13 protein-coding genes are annotated in these 26,954 nt (G+C 37.7%); 12 read left to right on the top strand and 1 reads right to left on the bottom strand.

All coding sequences use genetic code 11. The features are described from left to right. Window positions 1-5: 5 nt before the first annotated feature. A complete protein-coding gene (locus A8L32_RS14610) occupies window positions 6-2,306 on the top strand; it encodes a glycosyl hydrolase family 95 catalytic domain-containing protein (protein WP_075590833.1) in 2,301 nt (766 codons plus the stop codon). Window positions 2,307-2,421: 115 nt separating this feature from the next. Beyond that, window positions 2,422-4,815 carry a DUF5703 domain-containing protein gene (locus tag A8L32_RS14605; RefSeq protein ID WP_075590832.1) on the top strand — a complete coding sequence of 798 codons (2,394 nt, stop codon included), beginning with the start codon at window positions 2,422-2,424 and terminating at the stop codon, window positions 4,813-4,815. A gap of 343 nt (window positions 4,816-5,158) precedes the next feature. On the opposite strand, the gene A8L32_RS14600 is transcribed toward A8L32_RS14605, so the two are convergent. Beyond that, complete coding sequence (locus tag A8L32_RS14600) at window positions 5,159-6,040, bottom strand: AraC family transcriptional regulator (protein ID WP_075590831.1); 882 nt, start codon at window positions 6,038-6,040, stop codon at window positions 5,159-5,161. A 93-nt stretch (window positions 6,041-6,133) separates the two neighbouring features. On the opposite strand from A8L32_RS14600, the gene A8L32_RS14595 reads away from it, so the two are divergent. The 10 genes from A8L32_RS14595 (at window position 6,134) to A8L32_RS14550 (ending at window position 26,923) form a co-directional block, all read left to right on the top strand. Next, window positions 6,134-7,525 carry a sugar porter family MFS transporter gene (locus A8L32_RS14595; RefSeq protein WP_075590830.1) on the top strand — a complete coding sequence of 464 codons (1,392 nt, stop codon included), beginning with the start codon at window positions 6,134-6,136 and terminating at the stop codon, window positions 7,523-7,525. A 4-nt stretch (window positions 7,526-7,529) separates the two neighbouring features. Further along, window positions 7,530-10,493, top strand: coding sequence for a glycoside hydrolase family 2 (locus tag A8L32_RS14590; protein ID WP_075590829.1), 2,964 nt, complete (start codon window positions 7,530-7,532; stop codon window positions 10,491-10,493). 113 nt (window positions 10,494-10,606) lie between these two features. Beyond that, complete coding sequence (locus A8L32_RS14585) at window positions 10,607-13,897, top strand: DUF5107 domain-containing protein (RefSeq protein WP_075590828.1); 3,291 nt, start codon at window positions 10,607-10,609, stop codon at window positions 13,895-13,897. Between the two features lie 80 nt (window positions 13,898-13,977). Further along, complete coding sequence (locus A8L32_RS14580; RefSeq protein ID WP_075590827.1) at window positions 13,978-16,716, top strand: sugar-binding domain-containing protein; 2,739 nt, start codon at window positions 13,978-13,980, stop codon at window positions 16,714-16,716. Window positions 16,717-16,816: 100 nt separating this feature from the next. Then, window positions 16,817-18,373: a sulfatase family protein gene (locus A8L32_RS14575; protein WP_075590826.1), complete on the top strand. Its 1,557-nt coding sequence runs from the start codon at window positions 16,817-16,819 to the stop codon at window positions 18,371-18,373. Between the two features lie 558 nt (window positions 18,374-18,931). Further along, window positions 18,932-22,000, top strand: coding sequence for a SusC/RagA family TonB-linked outer membrane protein (locus tag A8L32_RS14570; RefSeq protein WP_075590825.1), 3,069 nt, complete (start codon window positions 18,932-18,934; stop codon window positions 21,998-22,000). 20 nt (window positions 22,001-22,020) lie between these two features. Further along, a complete protein-coding gene (locus A8L32_RS14565; RefSeq protein WP_075590824.1) occupies window positions 22,021-23,679 on the top strand; it encodes a RagB/SusD family nutrient uptake outer membrane protein in 1,659 nt (552 codons plus the stop codon). 396 nt (window positions 23,680-24,075) lie between these two features. Beyond that, on the top strand, window positions 24,076-24,297 hold the full coding sequence (locus A8L32_RS14560) for a sulfatase-like hydrolase/transferase (RefSeq protein WP_198931789.1): 222 nt from the start codon (window positions 24,076-24,078) through the stop codon (window positions 24,295-24,297). A 5-nt stretch (window positions 24,298-24,302) separates the two neighbouring features. Beyond that, window positions 24,303-24,815 (top strand): glycoside hydrolase family protein, encoded by a 513-nt coding sequence (locus A8L32_RS14555; protein ID WP_075590823.1) that lies wholly within the window; start codon window positions 24,303-24,305, stop codon window positions 24,813-24,815. Window positions 24,816-24,844: 29 nt separating this feature from the next. Continuing rightward, complete coding sequence (locus tag A8L32_RS14550; protein ID WP_143525119.1) at window positions 24,845-26,923, top strand: glycoside hydrolase family protein; 2,079 nt, start codon at window positions 24,845-24,847, stop codon at window positions 26,921-26,923. Window positions 26,924-26,954 lie beyond the last annotated feature (31 nt).

The following is a 26,954-nucleotide window of genomic DNA, read 5'->3' as shown; positions in this document are numbered from 1 at the left end:
ATGTAATGCATACTATTAAAAACATCTTAATTGTTTCTGTAGTACTTCTATTCTCATGCAATAACTTACCTAAAACAACAAAGTTAGATGTTCAGGTTGATTGGCCTGAGTTTATGAAAAAGAACAGGCGAGAAATAAAATACATCCCATCAGGATGGAAAGATGCCCCGTACTTTGGAAATGCCATGTTGGGTTCAATGCTCTATGTTAAACCCCAAAAGCGTGCTAATAATCCAAAAGCGCAAGAAAGTAAACGTTTACGTCTGCACGTGAGTAGAGCCGATGTGCATGGCCATTTACCAACATACGAGTATGGTTGGACGGCGCACTCCAGGAACCGTTTCGAAATTGGCGATTTTGATTTAGAGCTTAAAGGAACCATCCAGTCTATTGATTGGACGCAAGACTTATGGAATGCAGAACTTAAAGGCACCATAACAACTAACAAAGGTGCTGTAGAAATCAGACATTATGTCCATGCCGATGACATGATTATTGTTACGGACATAACAGGAAAAGGTGAAGAGGGAAATTGTGAATGGAAATGGACACCAGCAGAAGCAAAAAGTGGTCGTGGTGGCTCTCCCTCTAATGAAGAACGAAAAGCTAAATTCATACAAATGTATGGGGATGTATTTGCCAATGTAAAAGTTCCCCCTAAAAATCCAAGGCCCAAAACTAAGCGTTCACAGGGCATTAATACCGCTACCCAAAACCTTTTTGGAGGAGGGCAATTTGCTACTGCTTGGAAAGAAATTAAATACAATAATACCAGAAGGTTAATCGTATCCATCGAAAATACATACCCTGAAGCAGAAGCAACAGAAAAAGCAATACAAAATGTGCAACAGTTTGCCAAAAGAGAAAAGACTCAATCAGACGAGTTGCATGCTAACTGGTGGCATAAATATTACAAACAAAGCTTTGTAAGCATTCCTGACCGAACAATCGAAAACTATTATTGGCACATGATATACACGTTGGGATGCAACTCGCGTTCTGGACGTGTTTTCACCTCTACACAAGGATTGTGGTATTTTAATAATGGATGGCCTTATGCAACTAACGATTGGAATACTGAAGCTGTATTATGGCCTGTTTATACCGCCAACCGATTGGATTTAGGTAAACCCCTGGTCGAGTATTTACATAAAAATACACAAACACTTATCAACAATGTAAAACCGGCCGAATGGCGTGAGGATTGTGCATTTCTGCATATCACAACTGCATTAGATATGATTGGCGAAATGGACCAGGATGCCCGTTATTCTCAACTTTACGGATGCCTGCCTTGGGTGCTAAGCAATTGTTGGCTACAGTACCGATACTCAATGGATGAAAGTATATTAAGAGAAACGGTATATCCCTTGCTTCGTAGGTCATTAAACCTTTATAGCAAATTACTGGTTGATGAAAAGGGCGTATTGCACCTTCCCAAAGGCTATTCGCCAGAAACAGGGGTGTATAAAGATTCAAATTTCGATTTGGCTTTAATTAAGTGGAGCTGCCATACCTTGTTGGAAATAAACAAAATACTTGAAGCAAATGACCCTTTAGCTCCAAAGTGGCAAGATATTCTGAACCGTTTAGAAGAATACCCAATTAGTAAAAAAAATGGATATGCCTACGGGAAAAAAGATGGTAAAGTAATTGGTCCTTCAAACCACCGTCATGCATCACATTTGCTCATGATATATCCCCTACGCTTAGTTACAACCGAAGATGAACAAAAGCGTGAGTTGCTGGAGAAGTCCGTTGACCATTTTCGCAACCTAGACGAAAGGCTACCCGCGATGGTTACTTCGCATGCTGGTCCCATGGCAGCTGCTCTTGAAAGAGGAGATTGGGCTTTAAAGGAAATAAACGATTTAATTCCAGATTTGCACCCAAGCGGACTTTGGCATCCGAATACAATTTGTCTTGAGGCATCGTTGGGTGGAGTTACTACCGTACAAGAAATGGCCTTACAAAGTTGGGGAGATGTAATACGTGTTTTTCCTGCCATGCCCGATGAATGGAAAGATTTTACATTCCATAATTACAGAGGCGAAGGTGCTTTTCTTGTAAGTGCTACTCGTAAATATGGAACAACAGAGTTTGTACGAATTAAAAGTTTAGCTGGTGCTCCCTGCAAAATACGTCCAGGCTTTAAAAGTGATACAAAAGTATATTCTAATAGCGCTATAAAACCAAAGGAGATAGAAATAGGAGTATTCGAGCTTAAGCTAAAAAAAGGAGAAGAAGCGATTCTTTGGACAGGCAATAAGGCGCCAGAATGTGTGATTAAACCAATACAAAATTAACTTAATAAGAGGATAATGGGTTGCAGCTATTCTACTTCATCCAATTAATAGTTATAATTAAACAAGAGTAAACTATTGATACTTGATGCCATTTAAACTATAAAAACAAACAAAAATGACCGGTAAAATTCTTCTAACTATAAGCATAATCCTATTCGTTTCTTGTAACAAGCAGTTGGAAATTAATGAGAATCATTGGTTAGATGACTATAATATTTTGTGGAAAACGCCGAGCAAAAATTCCTCCGAATCTATGCCGTTCGGTGGACATAGCATTGGCTGTAATATATGGGTTGAAAATGGAGAAGTGCTTTTTTATGCACAACGTAGTGGAAGCTTTAGCGAAAATAATGAATATTTTAAACTCGGTAGGTTCCGATTAAAAATGACGCCCAATCCTTTTGAGCAAACCGATTTTTTTGAGCAAGAACTCAATCTAAAAGAAGGACATGTAGAAATTAGAGGAAAGGTAAACGAAGAACCTGTATTGCTGACCCTTTGGGTAGATGCACTCAACCCAATAGTGCATCTCGATATTGAAAGCACAATGAAAATAGATGCGCAAGTTTCTTATGAGAATTGGAGAATGGAAACCAAGCACTTAAATACCGAACAAAACTATGGTCCTGCATTTGGCTGTTTTAGCTGGATGTGTTACCCCGATTCAATTTACAGACACAAAGATGTTGTTGATTTCCAAAAAAATGGAGTTATGTTTTACCACCGTAACCCCGATGACAAGTTGCTTTTTGATTACATGATAAAACAGCAGGGTTTAACTAATGTGGAAGAGGATATTGTAAATACACAAAAGGGTAGAACTTTTGGTGGATTTATGTGCGGCGACGGTTATGTTACAAATGGAATGTCTGGTGGCAATTACGCAAATGGTGACTTTAAGGCATGGCACATTAAATCGAAAAAGCCTAAGAAAAAGCACACAATTAAAATATATACCCACATAAACCAAACAAATACTGCAGACCAATGGGAAAACGAACTGCTATCATCTGTAAACAATTCGGTTTCAAATAAAGTAGCTAAAAAACAAACCAAAGCATGGTGGTTAAAGTTTTGGGATAAAAGTAGGATAAGGATAAACCCTGCAAATAAAGATAAAGACCCAAAAGGCTGGGAAATTGCGCGCAATTATCAGTTATTCAGATATCAATTAGGGTGTAATTACTACGGCGATTATCCTACAAAGTTTAACGGCGGAAATTTTACATTCGACCCAATTCTCGTATTCAAAAACTGGAAACCTGGAGATTTCTTTTCTCCTTGTGGTACTCCCGATTGGCGTTCGTGGGGCGGTGGTAGTTTTACCGCACAAAATCAACGTTTGGTTTACTGGCCTATGTTAAAATCGGGCGATTTTGAAGGAATGCTACCGCAATTCGATTTTTATCATCGTGCCCTGCCATCTGCCAAAACACGTGTAAAAGAATATTGGGGGCACGGTGGATGTTGTTTTACCGAGCAAATGGAAAACTTTGGCTTACCCATAGCAGCTGGCTGGGGTTGGACAGAACCCAACGCAAAAGGGAGAAGAAGGGGAAAAGATACACCACATGGTACAATGGTTAATAATTCCATAAAATTTCATTACGAAAGTCAGTTAGAGTTTTCTTTCATGATTTTAGAATACCATCGTTTTACTGGAAATGACATCTCTAAATACATGGATTTCATCAAAAACTCCATTCGTTTTTATGATGAGCATTACCAAATGCGTTACAAAAACACTTCTGGAAATACCTTGGATGAAAATGGCAAATTGGTCATATACCCATCAACCGCTTGTGAGAGTTACAAAGGTGCAACCAACCCCGTTGATGCATGCTCTGGTTTAATGAGCTGCGTAAATAGTTTGCTTCAACTTCCCGAAAAATATGTGAGTGCAACTGAAAAACAGTATTTCAAAAAGCTGCAAACACGCATTCCTCCATTAACTTATGATGAAGTTAAAGGCGACAAAATTATTAACCCCGCAAAAACATGGTCGCACTATGGCAACAGCGAATGCCCTCAGTTTTATCCGCTGTTTCCTTTTAATCTATTTGAACTTGGAGCCGATAATGACACAATTGAAATTTTCAAAAACACTTGGAAACACGGGACTTTCTCAAAAGGCAATGTGGTAAGCTGGCATCAGAATGGTATTTTTTATGCCCGTATGGGAATGACCGAAGATGCAAAATCTTTTAACACTGCCAAACTAAAAAGTAGCAAACGTCGTTTCCCAACCTTTTGGGGGCCCGGCCACGATTGGGTGCCTGACCATAATTGGGGCGGTTCTGGAATGATTGGGCTTCAGGAGATGCTTTTGCAAACCGCAGGAGATAAAATTTTGCTATTCCCTGCATGGCCTAAAGAATGGGATGTTGATTTTAAGTTACATGCACCTCAGAATACAACTGTTGAAGTGGTGCTAAAAAATGGGGAAATCACTAAACTAAACGTAATGCCTAAAGAGCGAGAAAGTGATGTTATAATTTCAGGATTGTAGGGAATGCCTAATACTCGAATATGTGGTTTTTATTGATTAGCCGAGTTACACATACGTATAAATTTTAATTAATAAGATTAATAAAATGAATATGAAATCGGTTAAACTGTCATTAGTTGTCTGTTTTGCTATATTAATGATTGCCGTACAGGTGTAACCTTATTTTAGTATCTACAATGTTATTTGGCATACTCCATCAATCAACGAAATCGGACAAATACCACTCGGCAACGGAGATTGCTGCCGGTGTGTATGCCATCGAAACACGATGCGCTTACCTACAATGGCGATACTTTTACACATGTGAGTTCAAAGCTATGGAACATATCCATTAAAAAATTACTTAACCACCTGTTTCTTCCTTACGGTACTGTCGAGGTGATTTTCCAATATAATTGCTAAATAGTCTGGAGAAATAATACGGATCATCATAGCCTAATTCTTCAGCTATACCTTTTATCTTATGTGTGCTAAAGATGAGTAAATGACATGCTCGCTGAATTTTTAGCATAATCAAATAATCCATTGGGGCTTTCGAAGTTTGTTTCTTAAAGCGAAGGCAATAGTGTGATACTGAAAGACCGCTTATTTTTGCCAACTCATTTAAAGCGATTTTTTTATTCAGGTTATTTTTCATAAAATCAATAGAGCGATATATCTCATCCTTTTGATTTACCTCCTTTATTTTTCTGAATTGAGATACATATTTCAGCGTTCCCAGAAGGTGAGTCAGTAATATGCTAGCATACTCTACACTAGCCACCGAGGTGTCTTCTTCTAGAACAATCAGAAGTTCATCAAACATTTGAATTCTATCTTCATGTCTTGCAAATTGTGAATCACTTAAGTTGTGTACCTTCCCATAGATTTCCTTAAATCGAATATCTTCGGTGCCTGCAAAGTGAATCCAGTAGATAGTCCATGGTTCTTGGTTTTCCGAAGCATATTTATGTATGGTGTTTTTGGGAATGATGAAATATTGATTTTCCTTAAGTGTATAATGAGAACCATTTAGTTCTATCCATCCTCTTCCATTGGTGCAAAGTATAAGAATATTCTCTTGGCACCCTTTGTTACGTGCGCGAAAGTGATTTTTTGCTGTAGGGTAATATCCAATGTCAGTAAGATATAAATCTTTAGTTATTATGTTGGTTTGTAGTATTTCTCTTATTTTTGGAGGAAATACTAACATTTTCTGACCTTCAAAATCTATTCTTTTTGACATGTCTCAAAAATAAGAAAATAATCCATTTTAATAAAAACATTCTCCATTTGAATTCAACCTTAGTAGCATTACTTTTATATCACAAATATTAGTATGGAAAAACACAATTTTAACATCAAATATATAACCGCCCTTTCTGCAGTTAGTGCGCTTGGTGGATTACTGTTTGGTTACGACTGGGTGGTGATTGGAGGAGCAAAACCTTTTTATGAACAATTCTTCGGAATTGCTAACCAAGAAGCTCTGCAAGGCTGGGCTATGAGCAGTGCCTTAATAGGGTGTTTGTTTGGAGCTATGCTCTCAGGACTTCTTAGTGATAAATATGGGAGAAAACGTCTTTTAATATTTTCGGCATTTCTATTCACGTTGTCAGCAGTTGGCACAGGTGCAACTAGTGTTTTTTCCACCTTTATAATTTACCGCTTGTTGGGTGGGGTTGGTATCGGCCTAGCATCTAACTTGTCTCCAATGTATATTGCCGAGTTAGCTCCTAGTCATTTACGAGGGCGTTTAGTATCGTTAAATCAACTTACCATTGTTGTTGGAATTTTACTAGCTCAAATAGCTAATTGGCAAATAGCGGAAGTAATTCCCGACAGTTTTACCAACGCAGATATACTCAACTCTTGGAACGGACAAATGGGGTGGCGCTATATGTTTTGGGCAGAAACCATTCCTGCAGGTTTATTTTTCTTATTAATGTTTTTCGTACCTGAGAGCCCTCGTTGGTTAGCACAGTCTGGAAGTAAGGCAGATGTGCTACTCACCCTTGAAAAAGTTGGAGGGAAAGCGTATGCGCAAAAAGAATATGCTCAGATTCAAAAAAACCTACAAACTAAAGCTGAAAAATTCAGTTTCTCGCAGCTCAAAAATAGAAAGGTTCGCCCAGTATTAGTGCTTGGTGTTGTTTTGGCCATCTTTCAACAATGGTGTGGGATTAACGTAATTTACAATTATGCCGAAGAGGTATTTACAGCTGCAGGTTTTTCTGTGTCTGATATGCTTTTTAATATTGTTATTACTGGAGTAATTAATTTAGTGTTCACCTTTATAGCCATTTACACTGTTGATAAATTCGGAAGACGTAAACTTATGCTAGTTGGATCAGCAGGGCTATCTTTTATTTATATACTTATTGGAGGTGCTTATTATTTTCAAATATCTGGGTGGATACTTATGCTCTTTGTTTTATTAGCAATTTCGATATATGCTATGTCTTTAGCGCCTGTTACTTGGGTAATTATTTCCGAAATATTTCCAAACAAGATTCGGGGTGCAGCTATGGCAATTTCTACCTTCTCGTTATGGACAGCATGTTTTATTCTAACATATACTTTCCCGTTATTGAACAGTTCGCTTGGTACTTCGGGAACTTTCTGGATGTATGGAGGAATATGTTTTGCGGGATGGCTTTTTGTGTACCGAAAACTACCAGAAACAAAAGGTAAATCATTAGAAGAATTAGAACAACAACTTACAAAATAAGGTAATGAATTATAAAAAAATAAAATCTTTATTGGAGAGGAGCATTATTGTGTCGGTGTGCTTTATTCTTGCTTCATGCGCAGTAGATCATCCAACGAAAATTGATTTATCTGGCGAATGGAGTGTACGTCTTGATGCTGAAAATATTGGAGTTGCTAACAAATGGTTTTTAAATAAAGCGGAAAGTACTTTGCAGTTACCTGGATGTTTACAAGCTTATGGTTATGGAGAGAAACCTGGCCCATCAACGCAATGGTGGAGTTTGTTAGATTTAAAGTTGCGTCATCCATCACTTAAAAAATATGCACAAGCAGATACTTGTTTTAAGTTGGTTCAGTTTTTAATGCCTCGCCATCATTATATCGGTGCAGCATGGTATCAAAAAGAAATTGAAATACCAACATCATTTGAAGGAAAACAGTTGTTCTTAAATCTAGAACGTTGCCATTGGGAATCGCAAGTATGGGTAGACGGGATTTATCTTGGTAAAAATGCGTCCTTAGCTGCCGCACATATATATAATTTAAGCCAGTTAAAGCCAGGAAGGCATTTGTTGTCAATAAGAATTGATAATGGAAAAATTGTAAATCTTGGCAATATGCCGCATAGTGTATCCGATCAAACGGCTGGATCATGGAATGGCATTGTAGGTGATATATTTATTGAAGCAAAAGATGACGTTTATATAAAAAAGATCACTACATATCCTAACATACACAATAAATCGGTTTTAGTGAAGGTTAACCTTTCAAATGCGAGTAATTATCTTGGTATATTAAAAATAGAAGCCAATGCTACTGGATATAATAATAACAATACGCATGTTCCAAACGCTCATAGTTTTGATGCAAAGCTCAATGGAGATACTTTGCAGACCATACAATTTACATATGAGCTGGGAAATGATGCAAAGCTTTGGGATGAGTTTGAACCAAACCTTTATAAGTTGCAGCTTACAATAAAAAATGGTGCATTTTCGCACAGTGCAAAAACGACTTTTGGCTTGCGAGAAATCAAACAAGAGAATGGCTCCTTTTATGTAAACGGTGTAAAGAGGTATTTTAGAGGAAATGTAGATTGTGCTGTATATCCAAAAACAGGCTATGCACCAATGGATGTAGATGCTTGGCGACGTGTATTTAAGATACACAAGCAGTACGGATTAAACCATGTGCGATACCATAGTTGGTGTCCGCCAAAGGCTGCATTTGAAGCGGCTGATGAGCTAGGAATGTATTTAGCACCTGAAGTACACGAATGGAGCGCTGTAGCTAAATCTGAGCAATTGGCTTATCTTAAAAAAGAATCAGCTAAGATATTGGAAGAGTTCGGAAACCACGCATCGTTCGTATTAATGGGTTTAGGTAATGAATCTGGTATATCTGTTGAATATAGCACAGATATTCTCAACCAATGGAAGAGTATAGATAATAGACGACTTTATACTATAAAAGCAAGTGCAGGGTGGAATGCAGGTATGCCCGAAGAGATGGATTTTGAGGTGCTAAGCAATGTGGGAACGGATGATGAAAGAGACCGTATTCGTACCCGCTATCAAGCTTTTTGGCCTCCAATACCTAAACATTCAGAATTCACCGCTAAAGCGCCACAAACTTCTGTTGACTGGAACGAAGGAATTGAATTTTACAACAAAAAGTTTAAACAACGTGCACTCTTAGCACACGAGACGGCTCAGTTTTGTGCATACCCCGATGTGTTTAACGAAATGAAAAAATATACAGGTTACCTTCGTCCAACTTACCTAGAAATTGCGGCAGATCAATTGGAAGAGCGTGGAATGACGCATCAGTTGCAAGATTTTGTAGAAAACTCTGGAAGGTGGCAAGTGTTACTAACGCGAGAAGAAATTGAAGCATCGCTGCGTACAAACTCATATGCAGGATTTCAGTGGCTTGCCTTAAATGATTTTACAGGACAAAATACAGCGCCAGTTGGTTTTACAGATGCTTTTTATAATGATAAGCCATATGTGTCGGGTAATGATATGAAACAGTTTTGCGATAGTACGGTTTTGTTGGCTCGTTTGCCAAAACGGGTGTTTACAAACGATGAAAATCTAAAGGTGAGTTTTGAAGTATTTCATCACGGGAGAAAAAATCTAAGTCCTTCAGAGTATATCGTTACCATCACAAATAGCGAGCAGAAGATATTAAAAAAGGAAGTCTTTAACATGAAATCATGTGTAAATGGTAACACTGCAATAGGAAATTTAGTAATATCACTCAAGCAGTTTTCTGCTCCAGCTAAATACAATATAAAAATTAGTTCTCATAATGGTAAAGTTCATAATAATTACGACTTCTGGTTGTATCCATCGAACAAAGAACTTACTCCCTTTTCTCCAAAGATAAATGTGTGTCATGAATGGGATTCTAAAGCTAAGGATGCTCTGGAAAATGGCGAAACCGTGCTTTTATTGCCTAAGATTGGATCTTTAAAGGGGAACCTTCCTCAATGTTTTACAACTTTTTACTGGACTAGCTTTGGGGAAAAAGGTGGACAATCATCGGCTTGTGGTATAATGATGGATAATAAACATCCTTTATTCGAAAGCTTTCCTACTGAGACTCACGCCAATTGGCAATGGTGGGATTTGCTTACACAGTGCCAACCAATGATTTTAGATCAATTTGAAGAATCTCACCCTTGGCCAAAAGAGTACATCCCAATTATTCAGGCAATTGATTCGTGGAAGTCAAACCGCAAATTAGCTTTAGTTGTAGAAGCTAAAGTCAGAAAAGGGAAGCTACTTGTTTGTTCCATGGATATTGAAAGTAATTTAGATAAACGCCCAGTAGCAAAGCAGTTTAGGATGTCATTAAATCAATATATAATGTCAGCGAAATTTAATCCAACTCATAGTGTAGGAGATGAAATTATTGAAGCTTTATTTGATCAAACAAAAGCAACTCAAAAATTAAACCTACAAGGTCTGCCGTTAGAGTAAGATAATTTAAAAGAAGAAAATCATAATGCCCACTTAATCAATTGTATTAGCATTTGAAATGGGGGAGTTATGCCTAAAAAATAAAAAAATAGAAATAAAAAATACATATAAATATGGATAAGGTAAAAGCTTGGCGCGAGCAGGTTGTAATTCCAACATATGAGGTAGGAGAACCAGAGAAAAATCCTATTTTCCTAGAAAATCGTGTTTATCAAGGTAGCAGTGGTTCGGTGTACCCGCTTCCTGTAATTGAAAAAATCAGCGACGAAAAAGTAGATAAAACTTGGAATGCAATTTACATTGAAAACAAATACATAAAAATAATGCTGTTGCCCGAGTTAGGAGGTAGGGTGCAAATGGCCTATGATAAAATTAAAGAGCGCCATTTTGTGTATTACAACCAAGTAATAAAGCCAGCTTTGGTGGGTTTAACTGGTCCGTGGATTTCTGGAGGAATTGAATTCAATTGGCCACAGCACCATCGTCCATCTACATACGATCCTGTAGATTCTTTAATAGAAGAGAATGAGGATGGAAGTATAACTGTGTGGTGTAGCGAGGTTGAACGCATGTTTCGTACTAGAGGTATGGCAGGGTTCACCCTTCACTCCGATAAGGCTTATTTAGAGATTAAAGTGAAGTTGTATAATCGAACTCCGCACCCGCAAAGCTTTTTATGGTGGGCTAATCCGGCGGTGGCTGTAAACGATCATTACCAGTCGGTTTTTCCGCCTGATGTAAATGCGGTTTTCGATCATGGAAAGCGCGATGTATCTAGCTTTCCAATTGCAACGGGTGAATATTATAAGGTCGATTATTCTTCTGGAGTAGATATTTCGCGTTATAAAAATATACCGGTTCCTACATCGTATATGGCTATCAAATCTAAATACAATTTTGTTGGGGGATTCGAAAACGATAGTATGGGTGGTTTATTGCACGTTGCAGATCATCATCAAAGTCCAGGTAAGAAGCAATGGACCTGGGGAAACAGTGATTTTGGACAAGCTTGGGATAGAAACTTAACGGATCAGGATGGACCATATATTGAATTGATGTGTGGAGTGTATACCGACAATCAACCTGATTTTACATGGTTACAGCCATACGAAGAAAAAAGTTTTACTCAATATTTTATGCCTTACCGCGATTTAGGCGTGGTTAAAAATGCTTCGAAAGATGCGATGGTAAATATTGAGGAGGAGGAAGGCAAAATGGTGCTTAAGGTTTTTGCTACTGCCGAATATACCAATGCTCAAATTACCCTTAATTCTAAGGGTGAAATCTTGGTAGATTGCACTGCGGATCTTTCGCCAGAAATGAGCTTTAGTAAAATTATAGAGGGTAGTATTGATATTGAAGATACCAGCATTTGCGTAAAAAGTAGTGCAGCCAAAGTATTGGTAGAATGGCAATCAGAGAAGGAAACTATAAAGCCGATCCCTGATCCAGCAAAAGCTGCAAAATCTCCTGAAGAAATTAACTCAGTAGAGCAATTATATTTACGAGGCTTACATTTAGAGCAATATCGCCATGCCACCTACAAGCCCACAGAATATTACTTTGAGGCATTAAAACGTGAACCTAGCGATGTGCGTAACAATAATGCTATGGGGCTATGGCTCATGAAACGTGGACAATTTTCAAAAGCTGAAACTTATTTCTCAAAAGCCATTGAAACCTTAACAGAACGCAATCCAAACCCTTATGATGGAGAGCCTTTGTTTAATTTAGGGCTTTGTTTAAAATTTCAAGGAAAAGATGAAGAGGCATATGATAATTTCTTTAAGTCTACATGGAATGGAGCTTGGCAGGATAGTGGATTTTTTCAGTGTGCACAGTTAGATGCTAAACGAGGTGATTATGTTCGCGCATTAGAAATGTGCGACCGTTCATTACACCGCAATTGGCTTAATCAAAAGGTACGTCATCTAAAAATTGTATTGCTCAATAAAACAGCGCAGTATAAAAAAGCCATGCAACTGATTAACGAAAGTCTTGAAATGGATCAGTTTAATTTTGCTGTGCTTTTTGAGAAGTATGCTCTTGCAAAAGAGGATGTTGTGCTTACGCAATTAAAAGACTTAATGCGAGATAATGTACATAATTACATCGATTTTTCACTCGATTATGCCGATGCTGGTTTCTATCAGGAGGCTATAGAATTTTTAGCTTTACATCTTGAAGAAAAAGTATCTGCTTATCCAATGGCATGGTATTTTAGAGGGTATTATCTTCTAATGGATAATGATGCAGAATCAGCAAAAAAATCTTTTGAAATTGCCATGCAACAGTCATCAAACTATTGCTTTCCTCACCGTTTAGAGGAGTTAGTGGTTTTGCAAACAGCTACCAATATTAACTCTAAAGATGCCAAAGCATTTTATTACATGGGAAACTTTTGGTACGGGGCTCGCCAATATAAAGAAGCTGTACAATGTTGGGAAACATCACGTAAATTAGATGATTCCTTACCAACGGTTCATAGAAATTTAGCACTTGCGTACTACAATAAGGAACAGAATTCTGATGCAGCCAAACAGTCTTTGGAGAAAGCTTTTTCGCTTGATGAATCAGACGCTAGAGTGCTTATGGAACTGGATCAACTCTATAAAAAGCTAAATATTTCGGCACAGGAACGTCTGGCACTTCTAAATAATCATTCTAGGGAAGTAGATGCCCGTGATGATTTGTATTTAGAACGAATCACGCTTTTAAACCTCCAAGGAGAGGAAGAACGAGCCTTAGAATTATTAATGCAACGTCAGTTTCATCCATGGGAAGGTGGCGAAGGAAAAGTAATTGGCCAGTTTCTGTATAGTCATACCGAGATAGCTAAAAAATGCATCTTGAAAAAAGAATTTAAGTTGGCAATTCAACATTTAGAAGCTTGTGAAACATATCCACATAATTTAGGTGAAGGTAAATTATTTGGAACGCAGGAAAATGATATTCACTATTGGTTAGGTTGTGCATACAAAGGCATTGAAGACGAGCAAAAGGCCATTCATTTTTGGCAAAAAGCATCGGTAGGTTTATCGGAGCCTGCACCTGCAATGTATTACAATGATCAGCAACCAGATAAAATATTCTATCAGGGCTTGGCATTGCAAAAGTTAAATAGGGAAGAAGAAGCTCGTAGTCGTTTTAATAAGCTCTTAAAGTTTGGTGAAAAGCAATTGTTTATACCCTTTAAGATGGATTATTTTGCAGTATCCTTACCTGATTTGCTCATTTTTGAAGAGGACTTGCAGAAACGACATGAAAACTACTGTCATTACCTAATGGGTTTAGGACACCTAGGATTAGAGAACCGGAATAAAGCTATTCAGGCATTTGATGTTGTAAAGGTGGCTGATAATTACCACATAGGAGCACTTGTTCATAGTAAATTGATAAAATAATAAATCAAATATTTAACTATCCCTTCAGTTACAAAAGTCATCAATGTAAATAAGGAAGAATCTTCAAAAAAATAAATCGCATGAAACGCAAAAATATAGTATCAATATTTGCTTGCCTTAGTTTACTTCTCTTTTCCAGTGGATGTACAAATACTCAGCAGAACAATGTGCTAAACCTAGCTGGCACTTGGTCTGTACAACTCGATCCAGATAATAAAGGCGAAAAGCAAGAATGGTATAATACAACTTTTAAAACCCCTATGCAGCTTCCTGGTACTACCGATGAGGCTAAGCTTGGTCAGCCAGAAATAGTTAAAGACCCATATAATGCACTTGTTCGTCCGCATTATTATGTGGGAAAAGCCTGGTATCAACGCGAAATAGAAATTCCTCAAAACTGGGAGGAGAAGAACTTTATTTTGTTGCTTGAACGTTGTCATTGGATTACAAAGGTTTGGGTGAACAATCAGTATGTAGGTACTCAAAATAGTCTGTGTGCTGCTCATGAATACGATTTGTCTTCTTTTCTATACCCAGGGAAGCACACCTTAACTATTTGTGTAAACAATAAATATCCTTTTACATTAGGAGGATTTGCATCTTCGGTATCGGAACATACACAAAGTAATTGGAATGGTATTGTAGGACGAATAGAGCTGCAGGTTAAAGATAAAGTTTGGATGGAAGACTTACGTATTTATCCCGATGTTAACAAGAAGCAAGCAAAAGTTGTTGTTAATATCAAAAATACGTCAGGAGTTTCAGGCGATGCTATTATTGATTTGTTGGTTTGTAAAAAAGGAGAGACTGCAGAAGTTGCATCTCAAACCATTAATGTATCTCTAAAAAAAGGAAAGCAAATTGTTGGAGCTCTTATTGATATGGGCGAAGATGTTGAGTTGTGGGACGAATTTACACCTACCTTATATAACATTACAGCAAGCTTAAAATCTAATGATTTCATAGATGAATATACCACCAACTTTGGAATGCGTGAAGTTGGGGTAGATAACACCATTTTTACCATAAATGGCAAGCGTACTTACATGCGTGGTAATTTGGAATGCTGTATTTTTCCCTTAACGGGATATCCTTCGATGGATACAAAGAGTTGGGTGAAGATTCTAAGAACGCAAAAAGAAATAGGTATGAACCATGTTCGCTTTCATTCATGGTGTCCGCCAAAAGCTGCTTTTGATGCTGCCGATATAGTGGGAATGTATATTCAGGCAGAAGCACCTCGTGCCAATGTGAATAATGAACCTATACGCGACAAATTTATCCAGAATGAATTATTGCTAATCAATAAGGCCTATGGTAATAACCCTTCTTTTATGTTTATGTCTGGAGGAAATGAGCTGTCGGAAGATGAAGAGGAAGATCCTGTAAATGTACATATGATTGCTACAGCAATGAAAGATGATAATCGACATTTATACACTACCACTTCAGGAGGAAGAGGGATGGATCATAAACAAAGTAGATCGAATATTGATCAGTATCGAGTGGGTGGAGCACGAGGTTTTTACAAGCCTGGTACAGCGGGTGATCATAGAGAGTATTACACAAAATGTCCATGGGCATCTTTAACGCATGAAGTTGGGCAGCATGGGGTTTATCCAAACATGGATGAGATTTCTAAATATACTGGAGTTTTAAAACCTGTAAATCTTGAGGCTATAAAAAATGATTTAAAAGCGAAAGGAATGTTAGACCTAGCACCTGCCTTTTTGGATGCTACAGCAAGGCATGCAGCTATAATGTATAAAGAAGAAATTGAGATTTTGATGCGGACAGAAGGGCATGCGGGTTTTCAGTTGCTTTCGTTGCACGATTATCCTGGGCAAGGAACCGCACATGTAGGTTTGTTCGATGCATTTTGGGATAACAAAGGCGGCATTACGCCTGAGGAATTTCGCAAGTTTAATGCGCCAACCGTTGCTTTGTTACGCATGCCTAAAAGAACATATTCTAATAATGAACCATTTAAGGCAAGTGCTGAAATTTTAAATTATGGACCAGGCAAACTAAATCAGGCTCAACCATTTTGGAAGATTACAAATGAAACAGGGGAGGTATTAAAAAATGGAAAATTTGACGTAAAAGATATTCCTCAAGGAGAACGTGTTGCATTGGGTGAAATTGAAGTGGACTTATCCTTTGTTCAATCTGCTTCAAAACTTAGTATAACAGTTGGCCTGGAAGGAGTTGATTGTGAAAATAGTTGGGATGTATGGTGTTATACTGCAGAAAAGGCAAAAGTGTGGCCTAGTGATATTGTTGTGCGAAGAACATTGGATAACAGTGTAAAAAAAGCACTTGCTCAAGGTAAAAAAGTATTGTTATTGCCCGCTGAAGAAAATCTGAAAAACAGTTTAAAAGGTAATCCTAAATCAGTATTCTGGAGCCCTACTTGGTGGTTTACAAAACCGCGAGGAGGCAATACTACGATGAGTGTTTTATGTAATCCTGCTCATCCAGTATTTAAGAGTTTTCCAACCGAACAGCACAGTAATTGGCAATGGTGGAGTCTTAAGAAAAACTCAAATACTATTGTACTTGATACGCTACAAACAAATATCGAACCTATCATTCGTGTTATTGATAATTACGGAAGAAACCACAAATTGGCAAGTTTGCTAGAAGTGAAAGTTGGGAAAGGAAGTTTGATGATTTGCAGTATGGATATTGAAAGGAATCTAGGCAACAGACCCGAGGCAATTCAAATGCGTAATTCAATTCTATCATATATGGGAAGTGAGAATTTTGCGCCTAAGCAAGAGCTACCATTGGAGCAATTAGCCTTATTGTTTAAATAATAGATGCAGAACCTACATCGCCGAAGTAATTATTAAACCATTTATATTAATGAATTATTTCGGAGGTGAAGGTGTTTTGTAGTTACAGAAATGAAAAAATATGAAACCGATTTCTAAAGTCCTATTTTTTGTCTCATTTTTTGCGTGTAGTTGGCTAGGTGCTGAGGCGTCCCAAAGGCCAAACATTATTGTGATTGTGGTAGATGACCTTGGTTATGCAGATTTAAGCTTTTTACCTCAGGCTCCTGCTGATGTGAAAAAAGTAAAAACACCTGCGATAGACAAAATTGCAAAAAGTGGAACTTACTTTAGCAATGCCTATGCAACAGCTCCTATTTGCAGTCCATCTCGTACAGGTTTAATTACAGGGAAATATCAGCAGCGTTGGGGAAATTATTGGTATAACGAAGGTGGATTACCAGCTGATGAATTTACTTTACCACAAGTTTTAAAAACAGCAGGATATGCTACCAAAAAAATAGGAAAAACACACCTTAATGGCGGACCTGTAGAATATCCTACCGACCATGGATTCGATGAATTTTTAGGTTTTTTGCACCATAGTTGGGATTACATTCGTTTGAGTGAGAAAGATGTAGAAGCTTACCGCAAAAAAGGAGCCACGGATTTAGGATGTCAGGTAATAGGACCTTTGGTAAAAAATGCAAACAAAGAAAAGGTATCATATGAAAATGGTTTTACAACGGAAATATTTACCCAAGAAGCGATAGAATACATTCAGAGAGAAAGAGGAGATACGCCGTTTTATATTCAGTTAGAATACAACGCAGTGCATCAGCCTACCTATGTTGTTCCTGAAAAATATGCGAATCAATTTGGTATTCCATTTAAACCCTTTGATAGAAATGCAGAGAAATGGGAGTATCCTTACTGGGAACCGACCGACGAGCCGCACACTGAATTTCATAAAAAGTGGGGGCATATGGGGGAAGTAGATCCTTATGGACGAAAAGCATATTTAGCACAACTAAAAGCCCTTGACGATAATATAGGAGAATTATATAAAAGCTTAAAAAAGGCCAAAAAGCTGGAGAATACCATTCTTGTATTTCTTTCGGATAATGGAGGAACCATAAATACTTTTGCAAATAATGCTCCATTACGAGGCTATAAGTATATGTTTGGGGAAGGAGGAATTCGTATTCCAATGATAGTTTCTTACCCTAAAAGCCTACCTAAAGGACAAACTAATAATTGCTTAGTTTCTGCAATGGATATTTTTCCAACTCTGCTGGATTTAACCGAAACAAGTAAACCTGTCGATCTTGATGGGAAAAGCCTATTGAATGTATTGGGTACAAAAAAGGCTCATCATCACGCATCCCTTTGTTGGGCAAAAGGTCAGGACGATACTTGGGTGGTACGACAAGGTAACTGGAAACTCATTAATAATGGAGATTGGCAGCACAGTGGTTTTAGTATTGAGAATGGACAGTGTATAAGAGCCGAGGATTATACTTACCCAGGAGGAAAACAACTTTTTAATCTTAATGAGGATATTGGAGAAACTATCAATCTGGCACATGAATACCCCAATAAAGTACAAGAAATGACTCGGATTTATGAAACTTGGCAAGGCCAAATGTCTGGTCCGTGTACATCTGCAGGAAAACTTAAGAAAAAGAAGAATGATTAGTAATGTGTTTAGTCAAAATACTCATTTTATAGTATTGCCAATTACTATTATATAATTAGAGTTACCTTAACAGGAGAAGTGATGAGAAACTCTATTTGATAAATAAATCCCACAAGACTTCCTAAATTAATTATTGCATTAATAAAAATCATGGTAGCAGTGTATTTTTCTTGTTTGTGAGGAGAAAAAATAATGCTTAGATGAAGAAAAAGAGAGTCATGAAGTGTTTTTATGATGCAAAAACTACGAAAATATACCCCTTTTATATATAAAATCCCAACTCTCGGTGAAAGGGTGCTAGCGGTAAACGAAATAAGACTGACATTGACCAAAATATGAGTTGATACTATTGGTTGGGTGGAGTTTTGTAAGTGGCACTCTGTGAGTGTTTAGTGCGTTGTTTGGTGCGTCTTTATTATATGAAATTGTTCCGCCATGTATTGCCTAGAATGCACTAGGGAAAATAGACTGATAGACTGCAAATATTTACTCTAAGACATGAATAAAGGGGGCTTGTGCGGATACTTTTGAAAGCATCAAAAATCTAAATTTTTTTTTATGGAAAAACTAAACAAATTTAAATTAGTACTTCTTGTACTGATGACATGGTCCGTATTTTCATATGGCCAACAAAAACAGATTACCGGAAAGGTAATATCCAAAGATGATGGTTTGCCCTTACCAGGTGTTTCTGCAGTTGTTAAAGGTACTAGCATAGGTACGGCAACGGATGTTAATGGTAAGTTTAATTTATCGGTTTCTTCTGATGCTAGCACATTGGTATTCTCTTTTATCGGTTTTGAAATCAAGGAGGTTGATATTACTGGCAAAACAACAGTAGATGTGGCCTTAGAAACTTCATCAATTGGGTTAGATGAGGTTGTAGCAATTGGTTATGGTACAGTTAAGAAAAGTGACCTTACAGGGGCGGTCTCTACCATTTCGAATGACGTGCTGGAAGAGCAGCCTACTGCTCGTATCGAACATGCGCTTCAGGGGCGTTCTCCCGGTGTTGTAGTTCAGCGTTCAGGCGGAAATGTGGCGCGAGACGATATGAAAATTCGAATTAGAGGAACGAACTCTATAACAGGAAACAACCAACCACTAATTGTTGTTGATGGTTTTTTAGGTGGCAACCTCGGCGAGATTAATCCACAGGATGTTGCATCGATGGAGGTATTGAGTGATGCTTCTGCTACATCTATTTATGGTTCGAGAGGTTCTAATGGTGTTATTCTGGTTACCACCAAAAAAGGTAAAGCCGGAAAAGTGAAAGTTTCCTATAATGGCAATGTAGGATGGGATAAGATTTATAATAAGATGGATCTTTATGGAGCTGTTGATTATATGGAGCTACATAATCAGATTGGTTTTGAAGAGTCTGGAATTAATAACAAATGGTTCTCTGATGCTGAGATTGATGCTTACCGCAATGGAAGCAAGCAAGGTACAGACTGGCAAGATGCTGTTTTTAGAACAGGATTTAAACAGGAACATCAGGTTTCATTCTCTGGAGGAAATGATAAGAGTAAATTCTTTAATAGTATTGGTTATTCAGAGATGGCCGGAATTATGCTAAATGATGAGTTTCAGCGCATCACATTTCGATCAAATTATGAGCATAAAATTAATGAAAAAGTAACTACTACTTTAAATGTTAATTTTATGCGAAAAGAAGGTAGTCAAGGGTATTATTATCCAGACAGGATGCAGGATGTTTATACCTTCTCCCCAAATATTCCGGTTATTGATCCAGAAACTGGAGATTATTCTCTGGCAGGGCCTTATGGTTCTTCAACTGCCGAAAATCCAGTGCAGACAGTAGAAATTAAGGATAATGTGTCTATCTCAAATAAGTTTCAGGCAAATTTTGGTTTAGATTACGAAATACTTAAAGGACTAAAGTATAGTTTTTACTTGGGTTCTGTTTTTTATAATAGCAATGGTAGAGGATTTAGCCGATATAAAGCAGGTGAATCTCCTAGTTCATCATCTGTTAATAACAATAGTACTACCAGTTATTCTTGGCAGATAAATAACCAGCTGACATATCAGGTGGAGTCAGGAGATCATAACCTGAATTTAGTACTGGTACAGGAAGCTGCAAAAAGTGAAGGCTTGAATGATAATGCTTCAAATAGTACTTTGCTTACCAATTCATTAGGGTATTATAATATTGGAGTGGGATCTACTCCAAGTGTTGGTTCTGGTTATGTAAACAGTCAATTGGCTTCTTTTTTGGGTAGAGCTAATTACTCATTTGCCAATAAATATTTATTGAGTCTTTCAATGCGTGCCGATGGTTCATCAAAGTTTGCTCCAGGCAACCAATGGGCTTATTACCCTTCTGGTGCAATTGCTTGGCATATGCATAAAGAACCATTTTTTGAATCCTTGCGAGAGACAGTAAATTCCTTTAAAGTGAGGTTTAGTCACGGTCAGGTTGGTAGTCAGGCTATAGATAGTTATGCTACTATGTCAAGTTTAATTCCAAAGACAATAGCTCTGGATAGCAAAACGCTTTCGAATGCTGCACAATTAGGTGCTCCTGCGAATCCTGATTTAAAGTGGGAAACGACCACGCAAACTAATGTTGGGTTCAATTCTTCTTTTTTTGAGGGTAGATTAACATTAGATTTTGATTATTACCATAAAAACACAACAGACCTATTATATGGAGTGCCATTTCCTCGTTTTGCCGGAGTGCCGCGAAAAAGCTGGAATCAACCTGCAGAGCAATTGATGAATGTTGGAGAAATGGAAAATAAGGGGTATACGGTTGATTTAAGAGGAATAATCTTCAGCTCAAAAGATTTTATGCTTGAATTAGGTGCAAATATGTCGTATAACAACAATACTTTTGTTGGATTCAGTGGCGTGTTGGCTGATGAAGAAAGAATTGCATTGTCTAATAGTCAGGCGGGTAGTTCAATGAATGGTATTCAGGTTTTTTATCTAACTCCGGGGCATTCGTTAGGTGATATTCATGGTTTGGACTATTTAGGTACCTGGAAGCAAAGTGAAGCGTCTCAAGCAGCATTATACAATGCTTTACCTGGGCATCCTAAGTATCTAGATGTGCCAGGAGAAGATGGTAGCGTGGATTATAAGTATAGTAATGACGATGCGAGGGTACTTGGTAATGGATTGCCAAAGTATAATGTTGGATTTAGTGTTAACATGGTTTACAAAAACTTCGATCTGTCAGCTTTATTTCAAGGTGCGTTGGATTTCGACATTCTGTATATTGATAAATTCATGACGCAGAATTATATGATATCTAAAAGAATGGATAACCGATATACTTCGCAAAACGAATCTGATATATGGTCGCATTATGACAGTTTCGTAACAGCATCGTCTACAGACTATCTAGAAAAAGGAGATTACCTTCGATTAAATAACCTGACATTAGGTTATACGCTTCCCGAGAGTGTAATACAAAAAATTGGATTGAGCAATTGTAGAGTATATGCTAATGGTCAAAACTTATTTACTATTACAGGTTTCTCAGGTCTTGATCCAAGTGTAACATCTACTGGTACCGAAGATTTAAAGCAAGGTGTTGCATGGGGAGCCTACCCAATTCCGCGCACATTTAGTCTTGGTGTTAATTTATCCTTTTAAATCATAAGAAAGAATTGAATATGAAAGCAATATATTTATTATTTGGATTAGTTTTATTGGGCTTGTTTTCTTCATGTGAAGATTTCTTAGAAGAAGAGCCTAAGGCAAATTTGGCCGTCGAATCTTTTTATAAAGATATGAATGATATTACCCTTGCTGTAAATGGTACTGTTGAAAGAGCGCTTAGCGGTAGTGGTACAATGGGTAGTCGAGGTTTTTCTGCCATAGCGTATGGCGATGATATCATGACGACTAATCATGGTGAGAATAAAGCTCAACAAAGAGAAATAGACCAATTTAATGTTTCGGTAGGAAATAGTCAGTTAAACGATGCATGGAATGGTTCATATGAGGTAATCAATCAGGCAAATGCAGTGTTGGGTAATTATGAAAGTGCTATAACAGAATCAAACTTAACTGAGGTTGAGGCTATGGTTTCAATTGCGCGTTTTTATAGGGCTTTGTATTATTTTGAATTGGTAAGAGGTTGGGGAGATATTCCTATGCCTACTTCATCCGTTGTAGATACAAAATTAGCAAGAAGTCCTGCTGCTGATGTTTTTAATCTTGTAGCAAATGACTTGGAAGAGGCTATAAAATGGTTACCTAATCAGCAAGGTTCTAATAGAGCATATCCAACAGTTTGGGCTGCAAAAACCTTATTGGCCGATGTTTATATGACCATGGCAGGATGGCCTTTGAAAATGGGTGCGGAATATTATGGTAAAGCACTTACTTTACTGACTGATGTAAAAGATAAATCTGGAGCTTCGCTTGAGCCAGATTATGCTACCTTGTATACCTATCATTTTGATGAAGGAAAGAACTACGTTAAAGAAGCAGAATATAATAATGAATTTATTTTTCAGCTAATAGGAATTTATAGAACAGTGCAAGGGTATGGTTATGCGACCAATATGGGGGTTTCATATGTAGATAGTAGATTTGGTGGTTGGAACGATATTGTTGTTGAGATTGGGTATTTTCAACGTTTCCCACGCGATGATCGTTTTGCGTTTACATTTAATGAGTTTGGTCATCAGCGCCCTACGGATAACGAACCAAATCCAAATGAAACTGTACCATGGCAACAATTTAATTCAGGACATCCAACTTTTAAGAGGTTGCAGTATAACTGGTTGATTCCATTTGAGTGGTTTAGGGATAATTATCGGAATTTTGATGTATACCGTTATACCGAGGTATTGTTGATGTTTGCCGAAGCTGATGCCATGGTAGATAACGACGTTAGTGCAGATGCATATGCTGCCATTAACTCGGTACGTGAGAGAGCAAATAAATCTAAAATTGATGCAGGTGCAGATCCTATAAGTTTTCACTTAGAGGCCGGATTATCAGCTGAAGCATTTAGAGATGCTGTTTTGGAAGAAGTATCTTTTGAAATTGGAGGTGATGGAAATAAACGTTGGTTTGATTTGCAACGAACCGAGAAGGTAGAATGGGCAAATGCCAGAAAAGCTGATTTTATGTATAATGAAGATGGTTCTGATTTAACTTTCAATAATGATGGAACAAATACTGATGAACCTTATCCTGCGCGCAGATTATTTGATTTGCCTCCTCTAAATTCAATAGATAAAGGGCGTTATTATATGCCAATTCCGGCAGGAGAAATTCTTTTAAATGCAAATTTAGAACAGTATCCTCCTTACAATTAAAACAGAAAAATCACATTTGTAATTGACTGTTCTTAAGTAAGTCAAAACTGTTATCCCCGAGTTCGTATTAATTATGACCTCGGGGATATTTTTATTTTACTGCTTATGCTTTCTTTTGTATCGCTAGATAAATATCGATTACCAAGTTTCTATATCCTTGATGTTTTCTAATCATATATTACTTAAAGGTATCTGATAATACCATTTGGGTGTAACAATAATTCGGTACCACATTCTTCAATAATATTCATAATCTATACATTCTGCTTAAGTAATACCGATGTAGAATAGAAGTAATCACTAAATGTACTCTAAAGCAAAATAATATTACTCATATATATGCTTATCTAATAAAAGATAGACTTTTTTGCATTTACACATTAACCGAAAAAAACCATGAATAAAGTAATCACAAGCGTTGTAATAGTTTTGTGCATGTGCTTAAATGCTTGCACAAGCACATCAGAAAATAAACCTGCAAAAAAGAATTTGGCAAAACCAAACATCATTATTCTTTTGGCCGATGATATGGGCTATGGAGAATTAGGTTGTTATGGTCAAAAATTAATTAAAACTCCATTTCTAGATAAACTGGCATCGGAAGGTGTGCTTTACTGATTTTTATGTTAGTTCCTCGCTATACATCCGTAATGATTAGCGAAGATGGCATTCAAGGCCCGTATAAAATAGTTGCTGGCCCAGTTTTCCATAATCGACCAGACTTACATAAACACAATAACGAAGATCCAACTGTTTGGTACAGTGGTGGACGATATTATATCATGTATAACCACTGGCCTTCCAAAACCTGTCACTTTTTCTCTTCCGAGGATGGCATAAACGATTGGACTTACCGCGGTATAGCCTATAAAAAAGGAGAATCTAAAATATTTAAATATACTGATGGCACGGTAAATATGTGGGAGTTTGTTGAACGACCAACAGCGCATGTAGATGCAGAAACAGGGCATGTTACTCACTTTAACTTCTCGGTAATTGATGTAGGTAAAGGTGGCGATCAAGGTAATGACAAACACGGAAGTAAAATTGTGGTAGTTCCTTTTGATGGAGAAGCGTTTGATAGAGATATGCAGAAAATTGTTGACCAAGAAAAGGCAGCAAGATCAAAGAAGTAATCAGGATCAATTCAAAAACAAGAACTAATATGAAACAGACTTTTTTCATTTGTGCCATATTGATGTTTTTTACGGCATGCCAAATAAACGTAGAAACCAATCAAGATGAGCAAGCAAAAACGCTGATAGATTTTTTTCAACCCTTCGAACAGCAAGCACCTTTAGTTTCTGTTGGAGTTTGGGGGCACGAAGATGTGTTACCTCGCGATACAGCAAATGGATTGGAAGATAAGTCTGTTTTCGATGAGAAATTGGGAAAAAACCGCCCTGCAAACTGGTGCTATTGGGATGGAAGTATTGTTAAAGATGACGAAGGTAAATATCATATGTATGCCAGCCGTTGGGAGCAATCGTGGCACCATGGGCAAGGCTGGACCAAAGGTTCAAAGGCTATGCATTCCGTGAGTGATCATCTATATGGACCATACAATGATTTAGGCGAAGCTTGGCCGCAATGGAACAATAGCAAAGGTCATAATGTAATTGGTTTGCGCATGCACGATGGTCGGTATGCTTTAGTGGCCAGTGAGGTAGTTCCAGGTCAGGTTTTTGTATCCGATTCTCCGTATGGCCCCTTCGAATTGTTGGGCGAGTTTAAAATAGACCCCAATGGGTATTATCCAGGTTGGGGTCGATACAACGAGTTGGATGATGGAGCTTTAAGAGGTGGCGGTGTTGGAAATTTAGCTAATGTAATGATAATACTTCGTCCTGATGGTAGGTATATGATGATTGCGCGCCATTGTGTGGCCATAATTTCCGATGATGGAATTTTAGGGCCATACAAAATGATGTCGGACAAAGCCTGGTTGGGTGTAAAAGATATGCCACAATTTAAAAACGAAGATCCAACAGTATGGTATAGCGACAGCCTTTATCATATTGTGGTGAACCATTACCAACATGACAGAACCTACCATCTAACATCGGAAGATGGGATGCACAATTGGAAAAATAGAGGTTTGGCCTATAGTAATGACCATGGTGTTTTTCGTCATAAAGATGGAACACAGGAGAAGTGGTTTACGGTACAGCGCCCAACCGTTTATACCGAGAATAATGAAGTAAAAGCTTTTAATTTTTCTGTTATTGATGTGCATAAAGGCGATGATGCAGGAAACGATGAAAATGGAAGCAAAGTAATGGTGGTGCCTTTTGATGGAGCTGCTTTTGGTAGGCATATGCGAAATTTGGTAGATACTGAGCATAAAACGGCAGACGCCACGCCGCCCCCTACTTCCTGGCAATCGGTGGATATCGGAACGGTTCATTCAAAAGGAAATGCTGGATACGATGAAGTAGTGAACACCATACGCATTAAAGCCACAGGTAATCGGTTGGATGAAAAAACGGATGCTTTTCATTTTACTTACCAAAAGATGAGTGGCGATGTATCTACAAAAGTGTTTTTGCTTTCCGACGAAATTTCAGGAGGAGATATCCAGTCGGGTTTGATGATGCGCAAAAGTTTAGATGCAGGTGCACCCTTTGTTTTGGCATCATTTACCAAAAATGGAAAGTTTACCTATAAACAGCGGGCTAATCTTGGAGAAAAGGTTTCCAAGTTAAAAACAGCAAACCTTCAAACACCCTATTGGGTTCGTTTGGATAAAAAAGCCAATACTATTACTTGCTATACGTCTACCAGTAATCGTATGAACTGGGATTTTATGGGAGAAACTGAACTTGATTTGGGAGATGAATTTTATGTTGGAATGGCTTCCACCTCCAATGGAGCACCCAACAAAAGTTTAGCCCGATTTAAAAATGCAGACGCGCACAATTATGGCCATCCTGCAAAAGATGGCATTGTGATGCATACCTTCCCTGACACTATTCCTTCATCAGGGATAATAGAATTTGAAGCGGAAATTGAGTCCGTTCGTACTGCTGATGTGTGGGTAGAATTAGAATGTGTACAAAACGGTGAAAAATATAAAGTTTTGCGCAAACGTTATTGGAAAAGTGGTAAACAGAAGTTGGTATATGATGCAGGTAAGCCACTTAATCCAAAGCATAGCTATTGGTTTGTAATAAAGGCGGTGCAAATGCATTTTCACGATAGCGAACACATGCATGCTGGGTTTAAAAAGGTATTTGTAAAATAATTGTTTTTCGTTTACTAAGGTGTTCCTATTG

The organism is Labilibacter marinus (genome assembly GCF_001659685.2).
GTDB classification, from domain to species: domain Bacteria; phylum Bacteroidota; class Bacteroidia; order Bacteroidales; family Marinilabiliaceae; genus Saccharicrinis; species Saccharicrinis marinus.
This window is presented reverse-complemented; position numbering and strand designations above follow the sequence as displayed.